We start from the raw sequence: 16158 nt of genomic DNA, 5'->3' as shown, positions 1-16158 counted from the left end.
AGCGAGCGGAGCGAGCGAGCCATCAGGCCAGCGCGCTTCGCGCACGGCGGATCCGAGCGAAGCGAGGAGACGACGTGAGCGACGAGCGGGATACTCGCGCCGAAGACGGCGACGACACCGCCGCTGCCACTCGGCCGAGCGGCAAGCGGACAGCTCGTCGTGCGCGCACGTCGGATGCTCCGGCGGACACCGGTTCGGTGGCGACGCTCGACCGGTCCTCCTCGCGCAAGGCAGACAAGACTGCTGGGAAGGCCACGTCGGGCAACCCGTTCAAGCGGCTGCTCAGGTTCCTGCGAGAAGTTATCGCGGAACTGCGCAAGGTGATCTGGCCCAACCGGAAGCAGATGGTCACCTATACGACCGTCGTTCTGGTGTTCGTGGTCTTCATGGTCGCGTTCATATTTGGGCTGGATACGGCGTTCATCAAGGGTGTCGACTGGCTGTTCGGCTGATCGCCGACACCAACGCCGGTAGCCGATCCCGGGCCGGAACGGCGGAGTGTGCGCTCCGCGCCCCCGACCCGGCCCAGAGGATGTAGTGACGACACAGGAAGCGAGTGCCTCAGTGAGCACCCCGGAGAACGAAACAAACGACGAGTTCCCGGTCGACGACGCCGTGGCGGAGACCGCCACCGACGAGGTCGATGCCACCACCGAGGTCGCTGACGCCGACGAGACCGTCGTCGAGGACGTCGCCACCGAGGAAGACCCCGAAGCCGACCCGGTCGAGTCGATGAAGGCCAAGCTGCGCCGCGTCCCCGGTGATTGGTACGTCGTGCACTCCTACGCCGGCTACGAGAACAAGGTCAAGACCAACCTCGAGACCCGCGTGCAGAACCTCGGCCTCGAGGACTACATCTTCCAGGTCGAGGTGCCGACCGAAGAAGTCACCGAGATCAAGAACGGCCAGCGCAAGCACGTCAACCGCAAGGTGCTGCCGGGCTACATCCTGGTCCGGATGGAACTGAACAACGAGTCGTGGGGTGCGGTCCGCAACACTCCCGGCGTCACCGGTTTCGTCGGTATGACCGGCGGTGGCCCCGGCGCCAAGCCGACCCCGCTGACCATCAACGAGGTCGTGAAGTTCCTGGTTCCGGCCGGTGCGCAGCAGAAGAAGGCGGCCGCGGCGGCAGCCTCCTCGACCGGCGCCGAGTCCACCGGCGAGGTGTCGGCCAAGCCGATCATCGAGGTCGACTTCGAGGTCGGCGAGTCGGTGACCGTGATGGACGGCCCGTTCGCGACGCTGCCCGCCAGCATCAGCGAGGTCAACGCCGAGCAGCAGAAGCTCAAGGTGCTCGTCTCGATCTTCGGTCGTGAGACCCCGGTCGAGCTGAACTTCACCCAGGTCTCCAAGATCTAGCTCGAACCAGCTTCGCAACGGCACCGCCTCGGCGGTGCCGTTGTCGTTGTACGACCTCCCCGCCTGCGGCCGCCACGGTGGGGTTCGGTAGAGTGTGACAGTTCGTGTGTAGACCCGCTCCAGGCGTTTTCCGCCCGGTGTGACGGTCGTGCGCGAATGCCGGGCTTGGACCCGGCGTGGGAGCGATCCCGCAACAGGCTTACGGCAACCGTAAGGAACCGAAACCCAAGGAAGAAAGATGCCCCCCAAGAAGAAGAAGCTCGCCGGGATCATCAAGCTGCAGATCCAGGCCGGTGCCGCGAACCCGGCTCCTCCGGTCGGCCCCGCGCTCGGTCAGCACGGCGTCAACATCATGGAGTTCTGCAAGGCGTACAACGCCGCGACCGAGTCGCAGCGTGGCAACGTCATCCCGGTCGAGATCTCGGTGTACGAGGACCGGACGTTCGACTTCAAGCTGAAGACCCCGCCCGCCGCGCGTCTGCTGCTCAAGGCCGCCGGTGTGCAGAAGGGCTCGGCCGAGCCGCACAAGACCAAGGTCGCCAAGGTCACCATGGACCAGGTCCGGGAGATCGCCAAGACCAAGGCCGAGGATCTCAACGCCACCGATCTCGATCAGGCCGCGAAGATCATCGCCGGTACCGCGCGTTCGATGGGTATCACCGTCGAAGGCTGAGCGACTACTCGCTCACTGTGGGAGGGCCGGCCAGGCCCGTAACACCACATCTGAACTCGAACATTAAGGACAGAGAAACATGGCAAAGCGAAGCAAGGCGTATCTCGCCGCTGCTGAGAAGGTCGATCGCGACAAGCTGTACTCCCCGCTGGCCGCTGCGCGCCTGGCCAAGGAGACCGCGACCACCAAGACCGACGCGACCGTCGAGGTCGCCGTTCGTCTCGGCGTCGACCCCCGTAAGGCCGACCAGATGGTCCGCGGCACCGTCAACCTGCCGCACGGCACCGGTAAGACCGCCCGCGTCATCGTGTTCGCCGCCGGCGAGAAGGCCGCCGAGGCCGAGGCCGCCGGTGCCGACGCCGTGGGCGCCGAGGACCTGATCGAGCGGATCCAGGGCGGCTGGCTGGACTTCGACGCCGCGATCGCCACCCCGGACCAGATGGCCAAGGTCGGCCGCATCGCGCGTGTCCTGGGCCCGCGCGGTCTGATGCCGAACCCGAAGACGGGCACCGTCACCAACGATGTGACCAAGGCCGTCAACGACATCAAGGGCGGCAAGATCAACTTCCGCGTCGACAAGCAGGCCAACCTGCACTTCGTCATCGGCAAGGCGTCGTTCGACGACGCCAAGCTGGTGGAGAACTACGGCGCCGCGCTGGACGAGATCCTGCGTGTGAAGCCGTCGACCGCCAAGGGTCGCTACGTCAAGAAGATCACGGTTTCGACCAACACCGGACCGGGCATCCCGGTGGACCCGAACCGCACCCGCAACCTCCTCGACGAGGATGCGTGAGCTTCGACTGACAGGTAGCTCCTGATCGACCACGAGGGTGGGAACGCACTGCGTTCCCACCCTCGCGGTCTTTCCGGTCAGTCCTTCTTGCGCCAGCCGAGCAGGACCGATTCGCCGTCCTGCGGCTTCCACGGCAGGAAGATCGCGACGATCACCGCGCAGACGGCGACCGCGCCCGCCGCCACCAGGGACGCGGTGTGCGCACCCTGTAGCGTCGCGGTCTTCATGGCGACGATGAGGTTCTCGCGCTGGGTTTCCAGGAACGGCGTCAGTTCACGCTTACGCAGCTCCAGCACGCTGAGTGGACTGGCCTTGACCAGGCTCTTCTCATTGGCGTTCATGATCGCGAGCGGGATGGCGTCGACCCGGGCGCCGATGCGGCTGCTGTAGTACGAGGCCACGATCGAGCCGAGTACCGCGACGCCGAGGGTGCCGCCGATCTCGCGGGTGGTGTCGTTGACGGCCGAGCCCGCGCCCGCCTCGTCGAGCGGCAGCGCCGACATGATCGACTCCGTGGCCGGGCCCTGCACGATGCCCAACCCCAGCGCCATCGACACCATCGATGGCAGCACGCCGATCAGATACGTGCTGTCGACGGTGACCTGGCCGCCCAGATAGAGGCCGAGTCCGGTGAGCAACAGCCCGATCACCAGCACCGCGGTGGTGCCGACCCGCTGGGCGAGCAGCGTCGCCACCGGTGCGCCGATCGCGACCGAGAACGCGAACGGCAATGACGCGATACCGAATTCGAGCGGGGTGTATTCCCGCACGCCCTGGAAATACTGGGTGATCAGAAACAGGAATCCGAACATCGAGAAGTACGCGATGGCAATGGCCAAGGCGGGCAATGAGAATCGGCGGTTGCGGAACAGTCGCATATCGAGAATCGGTGCCGCGGTGCGCAATTCCCACGTGACGAAAGCGGCGAGCAGAACGACACCGAGCGCCGCGGTGCACAGGGTGGTGAGCGAGAGCCAGCCGTTGTGCGGTGCCTCGATGATGGCCCACACCACCAGCGTGATGCCCGCGACGGACAGCAGGATGCCGGGCAGATCCAGCCTGCCGACCTGTTCGGCGCGTGATTCCGGCACCCAGATCAGCGTCGCGACCAGTGCGACCAGCGCCACCGGCACATTGATCCAGAACACCGAGTGCCAGCTGAAGTGTTCGAGCAGCCAGCCGCCCGAGATCGGGCCGATGGCGATGGCGAAGCCCGCCATCGCGGTCCAGGCGGCGATGGCCAGCGCGCGTTCGCGCTTGTCGGTGAAGATGTTGATGATCAGGGCCAGGGTGGCCGGGAAGACGGCGGCGGCGAAGACACCCATCGCCGCGCGGGCCGCGATGACCTGCGTCATCGACTCGGCGAGCGCGCCGCCGACCGACATCACCGCGATGCCGATGAGACCCACGATCATGATCCGGCGGCGACCGTAGCGGTCACCGAGATTGCCTGCGGCGAGCAGCAATCCGGCGAAGGTGAGCGTGTAGGCGTCGACGACCCACTGCAGGCCGGAGACTCCGGTCTGTAGTTGGACGCCGATGGAGGGGAGGGCGACGTTGACGATGGTGTTGTCGAGGACGACCAGCAGTTCGGCCAGGCAGATGACGACGAGTGCGAGGAATCGCTGCGGACGCCGGTCCAGCAGCACTGATGGAGCGACTATGGAGGTTGCCATAGTTGAGAAGTGAAGCAGGTTACTGTCACCGAACGTAACACCTTTCCGGTGAGATTGCTGCCACTTCGACCCATGAAATGTGAGCTGAGCCACAATTCGGTACCGGCGAATTCAGCGCTGCCGGGGGCGTTTTGGCAGATCGGGGCAGGTGCCGGTACAGTGGACTCCGGTCATCGACATGTTCGATGGCTACCCATTCGTTCTACCGAAGACCGTTGGTCGTCGATGCCGCTTGCGTGGTGTCGATCGAAGGTCCGGCGACATTGCCGGCGGCCCACGCAGGGAGAGCTGAGGCCGATATTTTCGCGCCCCGGTACGCCTTGCGTCCGGGGCGTTAGTTTTGTCGCCGGCCCCTGAATTCGGTAGTGCGCGTTCACGAACCGACATCAGAGAGGAGGCGAAGTATGGCGAAGCCTGAAAAGGTCACCGCTGTCGCGGAGATCGCGGAGCAGTTCAAGAACTCCACGGCCACTGTTGTCACGGAATACCGTGGTCTTTCGGTCGGCAAGCTCACCGAGCTGCGTCGCGCGCTCGGCGCCGAGGCCACGTACTCCGTCGCCAAGAACACCCTGGTCAAGCTCGCGGCCGCGGAAGCGGGCGTCGAGGGCCTGGACGACTTGTTCGTCGGACCGACCGCCATCACCTTCATCCAGGGTGAGCCGGTCAACGCCGCGAAGGCCCTCAAGACCTTCGCCAAGGACAACAAGGCGCTCATCATCAAGGGCGGCTACATGGACGGCGCTGCGCTGTCCGTGTCCGAGGTCGAGAAGATCGCCGACCTGGAGACCCGCGAGGTCCTGCTGGCCAAGCTGGCCGGTGCGATGAAGGGCAACATGTCCAAGGCTGCCGGGCTGTTCTCGGCTCCTGCCGGTCAGGTGGCCCGTCTGGCCGCCGCGCTGCAGGAGAAGAAGCAGGCCGAAGGCGCTGCCGAGTAATACCCCCGTGTGGGTGTTACCGCCCGCGCGAACAGACATTCACTACCGAAAGGAACAATCATGGCCAAGCTGTCCACCGAAGAGCTGCTCGAGGTTTTCTCGGAGATGACCCTGCTGGAGCTGTCGGGCTTCGTGAAGGCGTTCGAGGAGAAGTTCGAGGTCACCGCCGCTGCCCCCGTCGCCGTTGCCGCCGCGGGTGCCGCCCCGGCCGCCGCTGACGCCGCCGAGGAGCAGGACGAGTTCGACGTCATCCTCGAGGGTGCGGGCGACAAGAAGATCCAGGTCATCAAGGTGGTCCGTGAGATCGTCTCCGGCCTGGGCCTGAAGGAAGCCAAGGACCTGGTCGAGGGTGCCCCGAAGCCGATCCTGGAGAAGGTCACCAAGGAGGCCGCCGAGGCCGCCAAGGCGAAGCTGGAAGAGGCCGGCGCCAAGGTTGCCGTCAAGTAATTCGGCACCAGCCGTTGCGAACGGGCGGTCCCACTCGGGGCCGCCCGTTTGTTATTTACCCAGACATGCGAAAGTGATCTCAGTCGTGAGTTCCGGTCGGGGTTACTCTTCAGTCATGTAGGGGTGTGCCCCGTCTCACTGATGGGTTACAGTGACCGGACCCACAGTGTCGTGACGCACCGCCGTGATGTGAGCGCGCGGTCAGCGGGGTGGGGTGCTCGCAGGGAACAATGGAGGTAGGCGTGGGCGTCGAGGTCAGGACCGAGGGTGTAACAAAATCCTTCGGTTCGCAGCGAATTTGGCAGGATGTGTCGATCACGCTCCCTTCGGGTGAGGTGAGCGCCCTGCTCGGCCCTTCTGGTACGGGTAAGTCGGTGTTCCTGAAGTCGCTGATCGGTCTGTTGCGGCCCGAGCGCGGCTCCATCTTCATCGATGGCACCGATATCACCACCTGCTCCAACAAGGAGCTCTACGAGATCCGGAAGCTGTTCGGCGTCCTTTTCCAGGACGGCGCGCTCTTCGGCTCGATGAATCTGTTCGACAACATCGCTTTCCCGCTTCGTGAGCACACGAAGAAGTCGGAAACCGAGATCAAGCGCATCGTCATGGAGAAGCTCGAGCTGACCGGTCTGCTCGGCGCCGAGGGCAAACTGCCCGGCGAGATCTCCGGCGGTATGCGCAAGCGCGCCGGCCTGGCCCGTGCCCTGGTGCTCGACCCGCAGATCATCCTCGTCGACGAGCCCGACTCCGGTCTGGACCCGGTGCGTACGTCGTACCTGGCGCAGCTGCTGCTCAATATCAACGCGCAGATCGACGCCACGATCCTGATCGTGACGCACAACATCAACCTGGCCCGTACCGTGCCGGACAACATCGGCATGCTGTTCCGCCGCCAGCTGGTCATGTTCGGCCCCCGCGAGGTGCTGCTGACCAGTGACGAGCCGGTGGTCAAGCAGTTCCTCAACGGCCGCATGATCGGCCCGATCGGTATGTCCGAGGAGAAGGACGAGGCGCAGATGGCGCGCGAGCAGGCGCTCGTCGACGCCGGTCACCACCACGGTGGCGCCGAGGAGATCGAGGGCATCATCCCGCAGATGAAGGCGGAGCCGGGCATGCCGGTCCGCCAGGCCGTCTTCCGTCGTCAGGCGCGTGTGCGCGAGATCATGCACACCCTGCCGCACGCGGCTCAGGTGGCGATCCGGGAGTCGCTCGACCAGTCCGACGACACCCAGGTGATGGCCGCCTACGGCAGCGAGCACCCCACCGCGGCCTTCGACACCAAGACGATTCCGCACGGCCAGATCAACGGCTGAGCGCACCCGGCGACACCAGCGAGCCCCGGCCGTCACGGCCGGGGCTCGCTGCGTTCACGGCCGGAAAACAGGCTCTGAACGGGTGTTTCGCGGGTTGGCGTCTTCGGCGTGTCGCGGGTAAAATAGCCGCGGTTCCGGCCGGGGATGTCCAGCGCGCCAGGCGATCTCACTTCTCGGACAGACCCCGCCGCGCCACTTGACGAGGCGCGCGCGAACCGTCACCCTATTCACAGCAGTGTCAGCTGCGCAGGGGCTCCAGCGCCCAGAACGACCGACGCGGCCAGCGTCACGGGAGTTCGGCGGAGTTCGGCGCGTTTGCCGTGTGAGCGGTCGCACGGATGGTATGTTGACACCCCTCTATATGTGGGTGTAAGTTTGGACGTTGCGCTGGCTGCCTCCTGTCCACACCTTGATTCGCACACGTAAGTTCCACCTTCCGGTGTTACTTCCGCTGCTGCCTGTTCGGGTTTCGTTCGGGTTGTAACCAGCGGAATTCGTAGCAGACAAGCGACGGTCGCGGACCACCACGCGACGCGCGTGAGGTGCTGGAAGGACGCATCTTGGCAGTCTCCACCCAGACCAAGGCTGGAATCCCCGGAGCCCCGTTGAGGGTTTCGTTCGCGAAGATCCGAGAGCCCTTGGAGGTGCCCGGACTTCTCGACCTACAAACGGACTCGTTCGCCTGGTTGGTCGGTACCCCCGACTGGCGTGAGAAGGCGGCCGCACGCGGCGACGTCGGTCTCGCAGGCGGCTTGGAGGAGGTGCTCGAGGAGCTCTCGCCGATCGAGGACTTCTCCGGTTCGATGTCCCTGTCGTTCTCCGATCCGCGCTTCGAAGAGGTCAAGGCCTCCATCGAAGAGTGCAAAGAGAAGGACATGACCTACGCGGCGCCCCTGTTCGTCACCGCGGAGTTCATCAACAACAACACCGGCGAGATCAAGAGCCAGACGGTCTTCATGGGTGACTTCCCGATGATGACCGACAAGGGCACCTTCATCATCAACGGCACCGAGCGCGTCGTCGTCTCGCAGCTGGTCCGCTCCCCGGGCGTCTACTTCGATCACAGCATCGACAAGGGCACCGAGAAGGACCTGCACAGCGTGCGCGTCATCCCGTCGCGCGGCGCGTGGCTGGAGTTCGACGTCGACAAGCGCGACACCGTCGGTGTCCGCATCGACCGCAAGCGCCGTCAGCCGGTCACCGTGCTGCTCAAGGCGCTGGGTTGGACCACCGAGGAGATCGTCGAGCGTTTCGGCTTCTCCGAGATCATGATGTCCACCCTGGAGAAGGACAGCACGCCCGGCCAGGACGAGGCGCTGCTCGACATCTACCGCAAGCTGCGTCCGGGCGAGCCGCCGACCAAGGAGTCCGCGCAGACCCTGCTGGAGAACCTGTTCTTCAAGGAGAAGCGCTACGACCTGGCGCGCGTCGGTCGCTACAAGATCAACAAGAAGCTCGGCATCCACGTGCACGAGCCGGTGACCTCCTCGGTGCTCACCAAGGAAGACATCGTCACCACCATCGAGTACCTGGTGCGTCTGCACGCCGGTGACCGCTCGATGACCGCCCCCGGTGGTGAAGAGGTCCCCGTCGAGATCGACGACATCGACCACTTCGGTAACCGTCGTCTGCGCACCGTCGGCGAGCTGATCCAGAACCAGATCCGGGTGGGCCTGTCCCGCATGGAGCGCGTGGTCCGCGAGCGGATGACGACTCAGGACGTCGAGGCGATCACGCCGCAGACCCTGATCAACATCCGTCCCGTCGTGGCCGCGATCAAGGAGTTCTTCGGAACCTCCCAGCTGTCGCAGTTCATGGACCAGAACAACCCGCTGTCGGGTCTGACCCACAAGCGCCGCCTGTCGGCGCTGGGCCCGGGTGGTCTGTCCCGTGAGCGCGCCGGCCTGGAAGTCCGAGACGTCCACCCGTCGCACTACGGCCGCATGTGCCCGATCGAGACCCCGGAAGGCCCGAACATCGGCCTGATCGGTTCGCTGTCGGTGTACGCGCGGGTCAACCCGTTCGGCTTCATCGAGACCCCGTACCGCCGGGTCATCGACGGCAAGGTGACCGACGAGGTCAAGTACCTGACCGCCGACGAGGAAGACCGCTACGTTCGCGCGCAGGCCAACTCCCCGGTCGACGCCGAGGGCCGCTTCCTCGAGGAGAAGGTCCTCGTCCGCCGTGCGGGCGAAGAGGTCGAGTTCGTGACGCCGGCTCAGGTCGACTACATGGACATCTCGCCGCGCCAGATGGTGTCGGTCGCGACGGCCATGATCCCGTTCCTCGAGCACGACGACGCCAACCGTGCCCTCATGGGCGCGAACATGCAGCGTCAGGCCGTGCCGCTGATCCGTTCCGAGTCCCCGATCGTGGGCACCGGTATGGAGCTGCGCGCCGCGGTGGACGCCGGCGATGTCGTGGTGAACGAGAAGCCGGGTGTGGTCGAGGAGGTCTCGGCCGACTACGTCACCGTGATGGCCGACGACGGCAGCCGCAAGTCCTACCGGATGCGCAAGTTCAACCGCTCGAACCAGGGCACCTGCTCCAACCAGCGTCCGATCGTGGACGAGGGCCAGCGGGTGGAGAAGGGGCAGGTCCTCGCGGACGGCCCCTGCACCGAGAACGGTGAGATGGCGCTCGGCAAGAACCTTCTTGTCGCCGTCATGCCGTGGGAAGGCCACAACTACGAGGACGCGATCATCCTGTCGCAGCGCCTCGTGGAAGAGGACGTTCTCACCTCGATCCACATCGAAGAGCACGAGATCGACGCCCGCGACACCAAGCTGGGCGCCGAGGAGATCACCCGGGACATCCCGAACGTCTCCGACGAGGTGCTGGCCGACCTGGACGAGCGCGGCATCATCCGCATCGGCGCCGAGGTTCGCGACGGCGACATCCTGGTCGGCAAGGTCACCCCGAAGGGCGAGACCGAGCTGACCCCCGAGGAGCGCCTGCTCCGCGCGATCTTCGGTGAGAAGGCGCGCGAGGTGCGCGACACCTCGCTGAAGGTGCCCCACGGTGAGTCCGGCAAGGTCATCGGCATCCGCGTGTTCTCGCGCGAGGACGACGACGATCTGCCTCCGGGCGTCAACGAGCTGGTCCGCGTGTACGTGGCCCAGAAGCGCAAGATCCAGGACGGCGACAAGCTCGCCGGCCGCCACGGCAACAAGGGCGTCATCGGCAAGATCCTCCCCGTGGAGGACATGCCGTTCATGCCCGACGGCACCCCGATCGACATCATCCTGAACACCCACGGTGTTCCGCGTCGTATGAACATCGGCCAGATCCTCGAGACCCACCTGGGCTGGATCGGCAAGGCCGGCTGGAATGTCGACGTGGCCTCCGACGGCACCCGTCCGGACTGGGCGGCCTCGCTGCCCGAGGAGATGCTGGGTGCCCCGGCCGACTCGAACATCGCGACCCCGGTGTTCGACGGCGCCAAGGATGACGAGCTGACCGGTCTGCTCGGCTCGACCCTGCCGAACCGTGACGGTGAGCGCATGGTCGACGAGAACGGCAAGGCGACCCTGTTCGACGGCCGCTCCGGCGAGCCGTTCCCGTACCCGGTCGCGGTCGGTTACATGTACATCCTGAAGCTGCACCACCTGGTCGACGACAAGATCCACGCCCGTTCGACCGGTCCGTACTCGATGATCACGCAGCAGCCGCTGGGTGGTAAGGCGCAGTTCGGTGGTCAGCGTTTCGGTGAGATGGAGTGCTGGGCCATGCAGGCCTACGGCGCGGCGTACACGCTGCAGGAGCTCCTGACCATCAAGTCCGACGACGTGGTCGGCCGCGTGAAGGTCTACGAGGCGATCGTCAAGGGCGAGAACATTCCGGAGCCGGGCATTCCGGAGTCGTTCAAGGTGCTCCTCAAGGAACTCCAGTCGCTGTGCCTCAACGTGGAAGTGCTGTCCTCGGACGGCGCCGCGATCGAGATGCGTGATGGCGACGACGAGGATCTGGAGCGCGCCGCGGCGAACCTGGGCATCAACCTGTCCAGGAACGAAGCGGCCACCGTCGACGATTTGGCGAACTAGGTGGTGACGCGGGTGGCTGCTCCGGCAGCCACCCGCGGACCCGCGATCGGTAACTAGTGAACTTTTTGCTCGAATTCGACCCGAACAGGGGAAAGGAAGTTACGTGCTAGACGTCAACTTCTTCGATGAACTCCGGATCGGCCTGGCCACCGCTGAAGACATCCGCCAGTGGAGCTATGGCGAGGTCAAGAAGCCGGAGACCATCAACTACCGCACGCTCAAGCCGGAGAAGGACGGGCTCTTCTGCGAGAAGATCTTCGGCCCCACCCGGGACTGGGAGTGCTACTGCGGCAAGTACAAGCGCGTCCGCTTCAAGGGCATCATCTGTGAGCGCTGTGGCGTCGAGGTGACTCGCGCCAAGGTGCGCCGCGAGCGGATGGGCCACATCGAACTGGCCGCACCCGTCACCCACATCTGGTACTTCAAGGGCGTTCCGTCGCGCTTGGGCTACCTGCTGGATCTGGCGCCGAAGGATCTCGAGAAGATCATCTACTTCGCCGCCTACGTCATCGTCGGTGTCGACGAGGAGCTGCGCCACAACGAGCTCAGCACCCTCGAGGCCGAGATGGAGGTCGAGAAGAAGGCCGTCGCCGATCAGCGCGACGCCGATCTCGAGGCCCGCGCGCAGAAGCTCGAGGCCGACCTGGCCGAGCTGGAGGCCGAGGGCGCCAAGTCCGACGTGCGTCGCAAGGTCAAGGACGGCGGCGAGCGCGAGATGCGTCAGCTGCGCGACCGCGCCCAGCGTGAGCTGGACCGTCTCGACGAGATCTGGACGACCTTCACCAAGCTGTCGGTCAAGCAGCTCATCGTCGACGAGGTGCTCTACCGCGAGCTCGTCGACCGCTACGGCGAGTACTTCACCGGTGCCATGGGTGCGGAGTCCATCCAGAAGCTGATGGAGAACTTCGACATCGACGCCGAGGCCGAGAACCTGCGCGAGACCATTCGCTCGGGCAAGGGCCAGAAGAAGCTGCGCGCGCTCAAGCGGCTCAAGGTCGTCGCGGCCTTCCAGGCCAACGGCAACTCGCCCATGGGCATGGTGCTCGACGCCGTTCCGGTGATCCCGCCGGAGCTGCGCCCGATGGTTCAGCTCGACGGTGGCCGTTTCGCCACCTCCGACCTGAACGACCTGTACCGCCGCGTGATCAACCGCAACAACCGCCTCAAGCGACTGATCGATCTGGGTGCGCCCGAGATCATCGTCAACAACGAGAAGCGGATGCTGCAGGAGTCCGTCGACGCGCTGTTCGACAACGGCCGTCGTGGCCGTCCGGTCACCGGACCGGGTAACCGCCCGCTGAAGTCGCTGAGCGATCTGCTCAAGGGCAAGCAGGGTCGTTTCCGTCAGAACCTGCTCGGCAAGCGTGTCGACTACTCGGGCCGTTCGGTCATCGTGGTCGGTCCGCAGCTGAAGCTGCACCAGTGTGGTCTGCCGAAGCTGATGGCGCTCGAGCTGTTCAAGCCGTTCGTCATGAAGCGTCTGGTCGACCTGAACCACGCGCAGAACATCAAGTCCGCCAAGCGGATGGTCGAGCGTCAGCGTCCCCAGGTGTGGGATGTCCTCGAAGAGGTCATCGCCGAGCACCCGGTGCTGCTGAACCGCGCGCCCACCCTGCACCGCCTGGGTATCCAGGCCTTCGAGCCCCAGCTGGTCGAAGGTAAGGCCATCCAGCTGCACCCGCTCGTGTGTGAGGCGTTCAACGCCGACTTCGACGGTGACCAGATGGCCGTGCACCTGCCGCTGTCGGCGGAGGCGCAGGCCGAGGCGCGCATCCTGATGCTGTCGTCGAACAACATCCTGTCCCCGGCGTCGGGTCGCCCGCTGGCGATGCCGCGTCTGGACATGGTGACCGGCCTGTTCTACCTGACTCGTCTCGACGAGAAGGGTGTCGGCACCTACCAGGCCGGCGGCAAGGACACCCCGGAGTCGGGCGTGTACTCCTCGCCCGCCGAGGCCCAGATGGCCGTCGACCGCGGTGAGCTCACCGTGCGTTCGATGATCAAGGTCCGGCTCACCGAGCAGCGCCCGCCGCGCGAGATCGAGGCGGAGCTCTTCCCGGAGGGCTGGCACCGCGGTGACGCGTGGCTGGCCGAGACCACCCTGGGTCGCGTGCTGTTCAACGATCTGCTCCCGGCGGACTACGCGTTCATCAACGAGCCGATGCCGAAGAAGCGGCAGGCCACGATCATCAACGATCTGGCCGAGCGCTACCCGATGATCGTCGTCGCGCAGACCGTCGACAAGCTCAAGGACGCGGGCTTCTACTGGGCCACGCGTTCGGGTGTCACCGTCTCCATGTCGGACGTGCTCGTTCCGCCGGAGAAGGCGGAGATCATGGAGCGGTACGAGGCCATGGCGGATCAGATCGAGAAGAAGTACCAGCGTGGTGCGCTCGATCACCAGGAGCGCAACAACGCCCTGGTCAAGATCTGGCAGGAAGCGACCGAAGAGGTCGGTACGGCCCTGCGTTCGCACTACCCGGCCGACAACCCGATCATCACGATCGTCGACTCGGGTGCGACCGGTAACTTCACCCAGACTCGTACCCTCGCCGGTATGAAGGGTCTGGTGACGAACCCCAAGGGTGAGTTCATCCCGCGCCCGATCAAGTCCTCGTTCCGTGAGGGCCTGACCGTGCTCGAGTACTTCATCAACACCCACGGTGCTCGTAAGGGTCTGGCCGACACCGCGCTGCGTACCGCCGACTCGGGTTACCTGACCCGTCGTCTGGTGGACGTCTCGCAGGACGTCATCGTGCGCGAGCACGACTGTGGCACCGAGCGCGGCATCGTCGTGCCGATCGCGGAGAAGCAGGCCGACGGCTCGCTCATCCGGGACGCGCACGTCGAGACCTCGACCTACGCCCGCACCCTGGCGACCGACGCGGTCGACGCGAGCGGCAACGTCGTCGTGGCCAAGGGCGCCGATCTCGGCGACCCGGCCCTGGAGGCGCTGCTCGAGGCCGGTATCACCGAGGTGAAGGTCCGCTCCGTGCTGACCTGCACCACCGGCACCGGCGTCTGCGCCACCTGCTACGGCCGCTCGATGGCCACCGGCAAGCTGGTCGACATCGGCGAGGCCGTCGGCATCGTCGCCGCCCAGTCCATCGGTGAGCCGGGTACCCAGCTGACCATGCGTACCTTCCACCAGGGTGGTGTCGCGGGTGACGACATCACCGGTGGTCTGCCGCGTGTCCAGGAGCTCTTCGAGGCCCGTGTCCCCAAGGGCAAGGCGCCGATCGCGGAGGTCTCGGGCCGGGTGCGCCTCGAGGACGACGACCGCTTCTACAAGATCACGATCATCCCTGATGACGGGTCGGACGAAGTCGTCTACGACAAGCTCTCGAAGCGTCAGCGTCTGCGTGTGTTCAAGCACGACGACGGCACCGAGCGCCTGCTGGCCGACGGTGACCACGTGGAGGTGGGTCAGCAGCTGCTCGAGGGCGCTGCCGATCCGCACGAGGTGCTGCGCGTGATGGGTCCCCGTCAGGTGCAGGTCCACCTGGTCCACGAGGTCCAGGAGGTCTACCGCTCGCAGGGTGTGTCGATCCACGACAAGCACATCGAGGTCATCGTGCGCCAGATGCTGCGTCGCGTGACGATCATCGATTCGGGTGCGACCGAGTTCCTGCCCGGTTCGCTCACCGAGCGTGCCGAGTTCGAGGCCTCGAACCGTCGCGTGGTGGCCGAGGGCGGCGAGCCCGCCTCCGGTCGTCCGGTGCTGATGGGTATCACCAAGGCGTCGCTGGCCACCGATTCGTGGCTGTCGGCGGCCTCCTTCCAGGAGACCACCCGAGTGCTGACGGACGCGGCCATCAACTGCCGCTCCGACAAGCTGATCGGCCTGAAGGAGAACGTGATCATCGGTAAGCTCATCCCGGCCGGTACCGGTATCAACCGTTACCGCAACATCCAGGTGCAGCCGACCGAAGAAGCCCGTGCCGCCGCGTACGCGGTGCCGTCCTACGACGACACCTACTACTCGCCGGACAGCTTCGGCTCCTCCACCGGTGCCGCGGTGCCGCTGGACGACTACGGCTTCAGCGACTACCGCTAAGCAGTAACCCGAACGCCCCGTTCCTGATTGGAACGGGGCGTTCGTCGTTTCCGGGTCAGCGGACTCGCGGGCAGGTTTTGCCCGCGATGTGGCAGCGTTCCTCGAAGCCGTGGGGGAGCCAGGAGCCGCTGATCAGTTGGGGGTGATGGGGGAATCTCGCATGGCTGGCAAGGAGGAACGCCGGCGTCGCCCACGGAGTCGCCAATTCGAGGTAGTGCGATGTGTTCGCTTCCGTGAATCGGATTCGCAGCCGGTCGGGTTGCGTCAATTCGAGGTGCTCCAACGCCGCCAGCGGGATTCGAGATGAGCGGTGTTGATTGGTGAGGTGAATTCGGAGATTCGTGAGGGTGATGCTGCCGCTCGGCTCGGAGAACCAGCGTGGTTGCATCGCCTGAGTGCGGGCCGCTGCCGCCGCGGCATTCGCGGCCTGCGCCGCCTCGGCGGCCGCCCGAACCATATGGACCGCCATATGTTCGTTTCGCCGTCTGGCATTGAAGGCTGCGGCATTTGCTGCCGTACGTGCCCGTTGCATATCGCGGCTCGAGCTGCCGCGCGGCGGCACGACGACCGGGGCATGCGGGACGACAGCCGCGATCACCGGCGTGGCGACAGTCGGCGGCGGAGGCGGCAGCTCGGGGCTGCGAAACGCCGCCCACATACCCTGCCCTTCCCCGAAACAGGTCTCCTGCTCGTCCATCAGAATCGATGTCGTGTGCGGCGCGAGCGCTGCCATCCCACCCGCCCGCAGCCGCGTTAGCATTTCGCAGGCATAGACCAGATGGTCGTCAACCCAATTCCAGCCGACCTGGGCGGCCAGCGCCCGTTCGACATCCGCCATCGGATCGTGCACTTTCACCACCTG

General features: G+C 65.5%; 11 protein-coding genes. 9 read left to right on the top strand and 2 right to left on the bottom strand.

Going from position 1 to position 16158, the window contains the following annotated elements:
• The first annotated feature begins 74 nt into the window (after window positions 1-74).
• From secE to rplA, 4 genes are all read left to right on the top strand, one after another.
• Window positions 75-452: a preprotein translocase subunit SecE gene (gene secE, locus Q7X29_RS31245; protein ID WP_218719608.1), complete on the top strand. Its 378-nt coding sequence runs from the start codon at window positions 75-77 to the stop codon at window positions 450-452.
• Window positions 453-564: 112 nt separating this feature from the next.
• Window positions 565-1359, top strand: coding sequence for a transcription termination/antitermination protein NusG (gene nusG, locus Q7X29_RS31240; protein WP_316576176.1), 795 nt, complete (start codon window positions 565-567; stop codon window positions 1357-1359).
• Between the two features lie 238 nt (window positions 1360-1597).
• Window positions 1598-2032, top strand: coding sequence for a 50S ribosomal protein L11 (gene rplK, locus Q7X29_RS31235; RefSeq protein WP_019049397.1), 435 nt, complete (start codon window positions 1598-1600; stop codon window positions 2030-2032).
• 79 nt (window positions 2033-2111) lie between these two features.
• Window positions 2112-2825, top strand: a complete 714-nt coding sequence (gene rplA, locus Q7X29_RS31230) for a 50S ribosomal protein L1 (protein ID WP_067641870.1) — start codon at window positions 2112-2114, stop codon at window positions 2823-2825.
• 77 nt (window positions 2826-2902) lie between these two features.
• Here rplA and Q7X29_RS31225 read toward each other — a convergent pair whose 3' ends face one another.
• Complete coding sequence (locus tag Q7X29_RS31225) at window positions 2903-4501, bottom strand: MFS transporter (RefSeq protein ID WP_218719610.1); 1599 nt, start codon at window positions 4499-4501, stop codon at window positions 2903-2905.
• 404 nt (window positions 4502-4905) lie between these two features.
• Between Q7X29_RS31225 and rplJ the strand changes: the two genes are divergently transcribed.
• The 5 genes from rplJ to Q7X29_RS31200 all read left to right on the top strand — a co-directional run bounded on the left by rplJ (window position 4906) and on the right by Q7X29_RS31200 (window position 15296).
• Complete coding sequence (gene rplJ, locus Q7X29_RS31220; RefSeq protein ID WP_218719611.1) at window positions 4906-5436, top strand: 50S ribosomal protein L10; 531 nt, start codon at window positions 4906-4908, stop codon at window positions 5434-5436.
• A 60-nt stretch (window positions 5437-5496) separates the two neighbouring features.
• The gene (gene rplL / locus Q7X29_RS31215) at window positions 5497-5883 is read left to right on the top strand and encodes a 50S ribosomal protein L7/L12 (RefSeq protein ID WP_218719612.1); all 387 of its coding nucleotides are present in this window, start codon (window positions 5497-5499) and stop codon (window positions 5881-5883) included.
• Window positions 5884-6113: 230 nt separating this feature from the next.
• Window positions 6114-7196 (top strand): ABC transporter ATP-binding protein, encoded by a 1083-nt coding sequence (locus Q7X29_RS31210; RefSeq protein ID WP_255588111.1) that lies wholly within the window; start codon window positions 6114-6116, stop codon window positions 7194-7196.
• Window positions 7197-7738: 542 nt separating this feature from the next.
• The gene (gene rpoB, locus Q7X29_RS31205) at window positions 7739-11239 is read left to right on the top strand and encodes a DNA-directed RNA polymerase subunit beta (protein WP_218719614.1); all 3501 of its coding nucleotides are present in this window, start codon (window positions 7739-7741) and stop codon (window positions 11237-11239) included.
• A gap of 103 nt (window positions 11240-11342) precedes the next feature.
• Window positions 11343-15296 carry a DNA-directed RNA polymerase subunit beta' gene (locus Q7X29_RS31200; protein WP_218719615.1) on the top strand — a complete coding sequence of 1318 codons (3954 nt, stop codon included), beginning with the start codon at window positions 11343-11345 and terminating at the stop codon, window positions 15294-15296.
• A gap of 55 nt (window positions 15297-15351) precedes the next feature.
• Here the strand turns inward: Q7X29_RS31200 and Q7X29_RS31195 are convergent, their stop codons facing one another.
• Complete coding sequence (locus Q7X29_RS31195; protein ID WP_316576175.1) at window positions 15352-16155, bottom strand: hypothetical protein; 804 nt, start codon at window positions 16153-16155, stop codon at window positions 15352-15354.
• Window positions 16156-16158 lie beyond the last annotated feature (3 nt).

It is taken from the genome of Nocardia canadensis, from assembly GCF_032656385.1.
Classification (GTDB): Bacteria; Actinomycetota; Actinomycetes; order Mycobacteriales; family Mycobacteriaceae; genus Nocardia; species Nocardia canadensis.
Note: the sequence above shows the minus strand (reverse complement) of the source record. Positions and strands in the feature narration are given on the sequence as shown.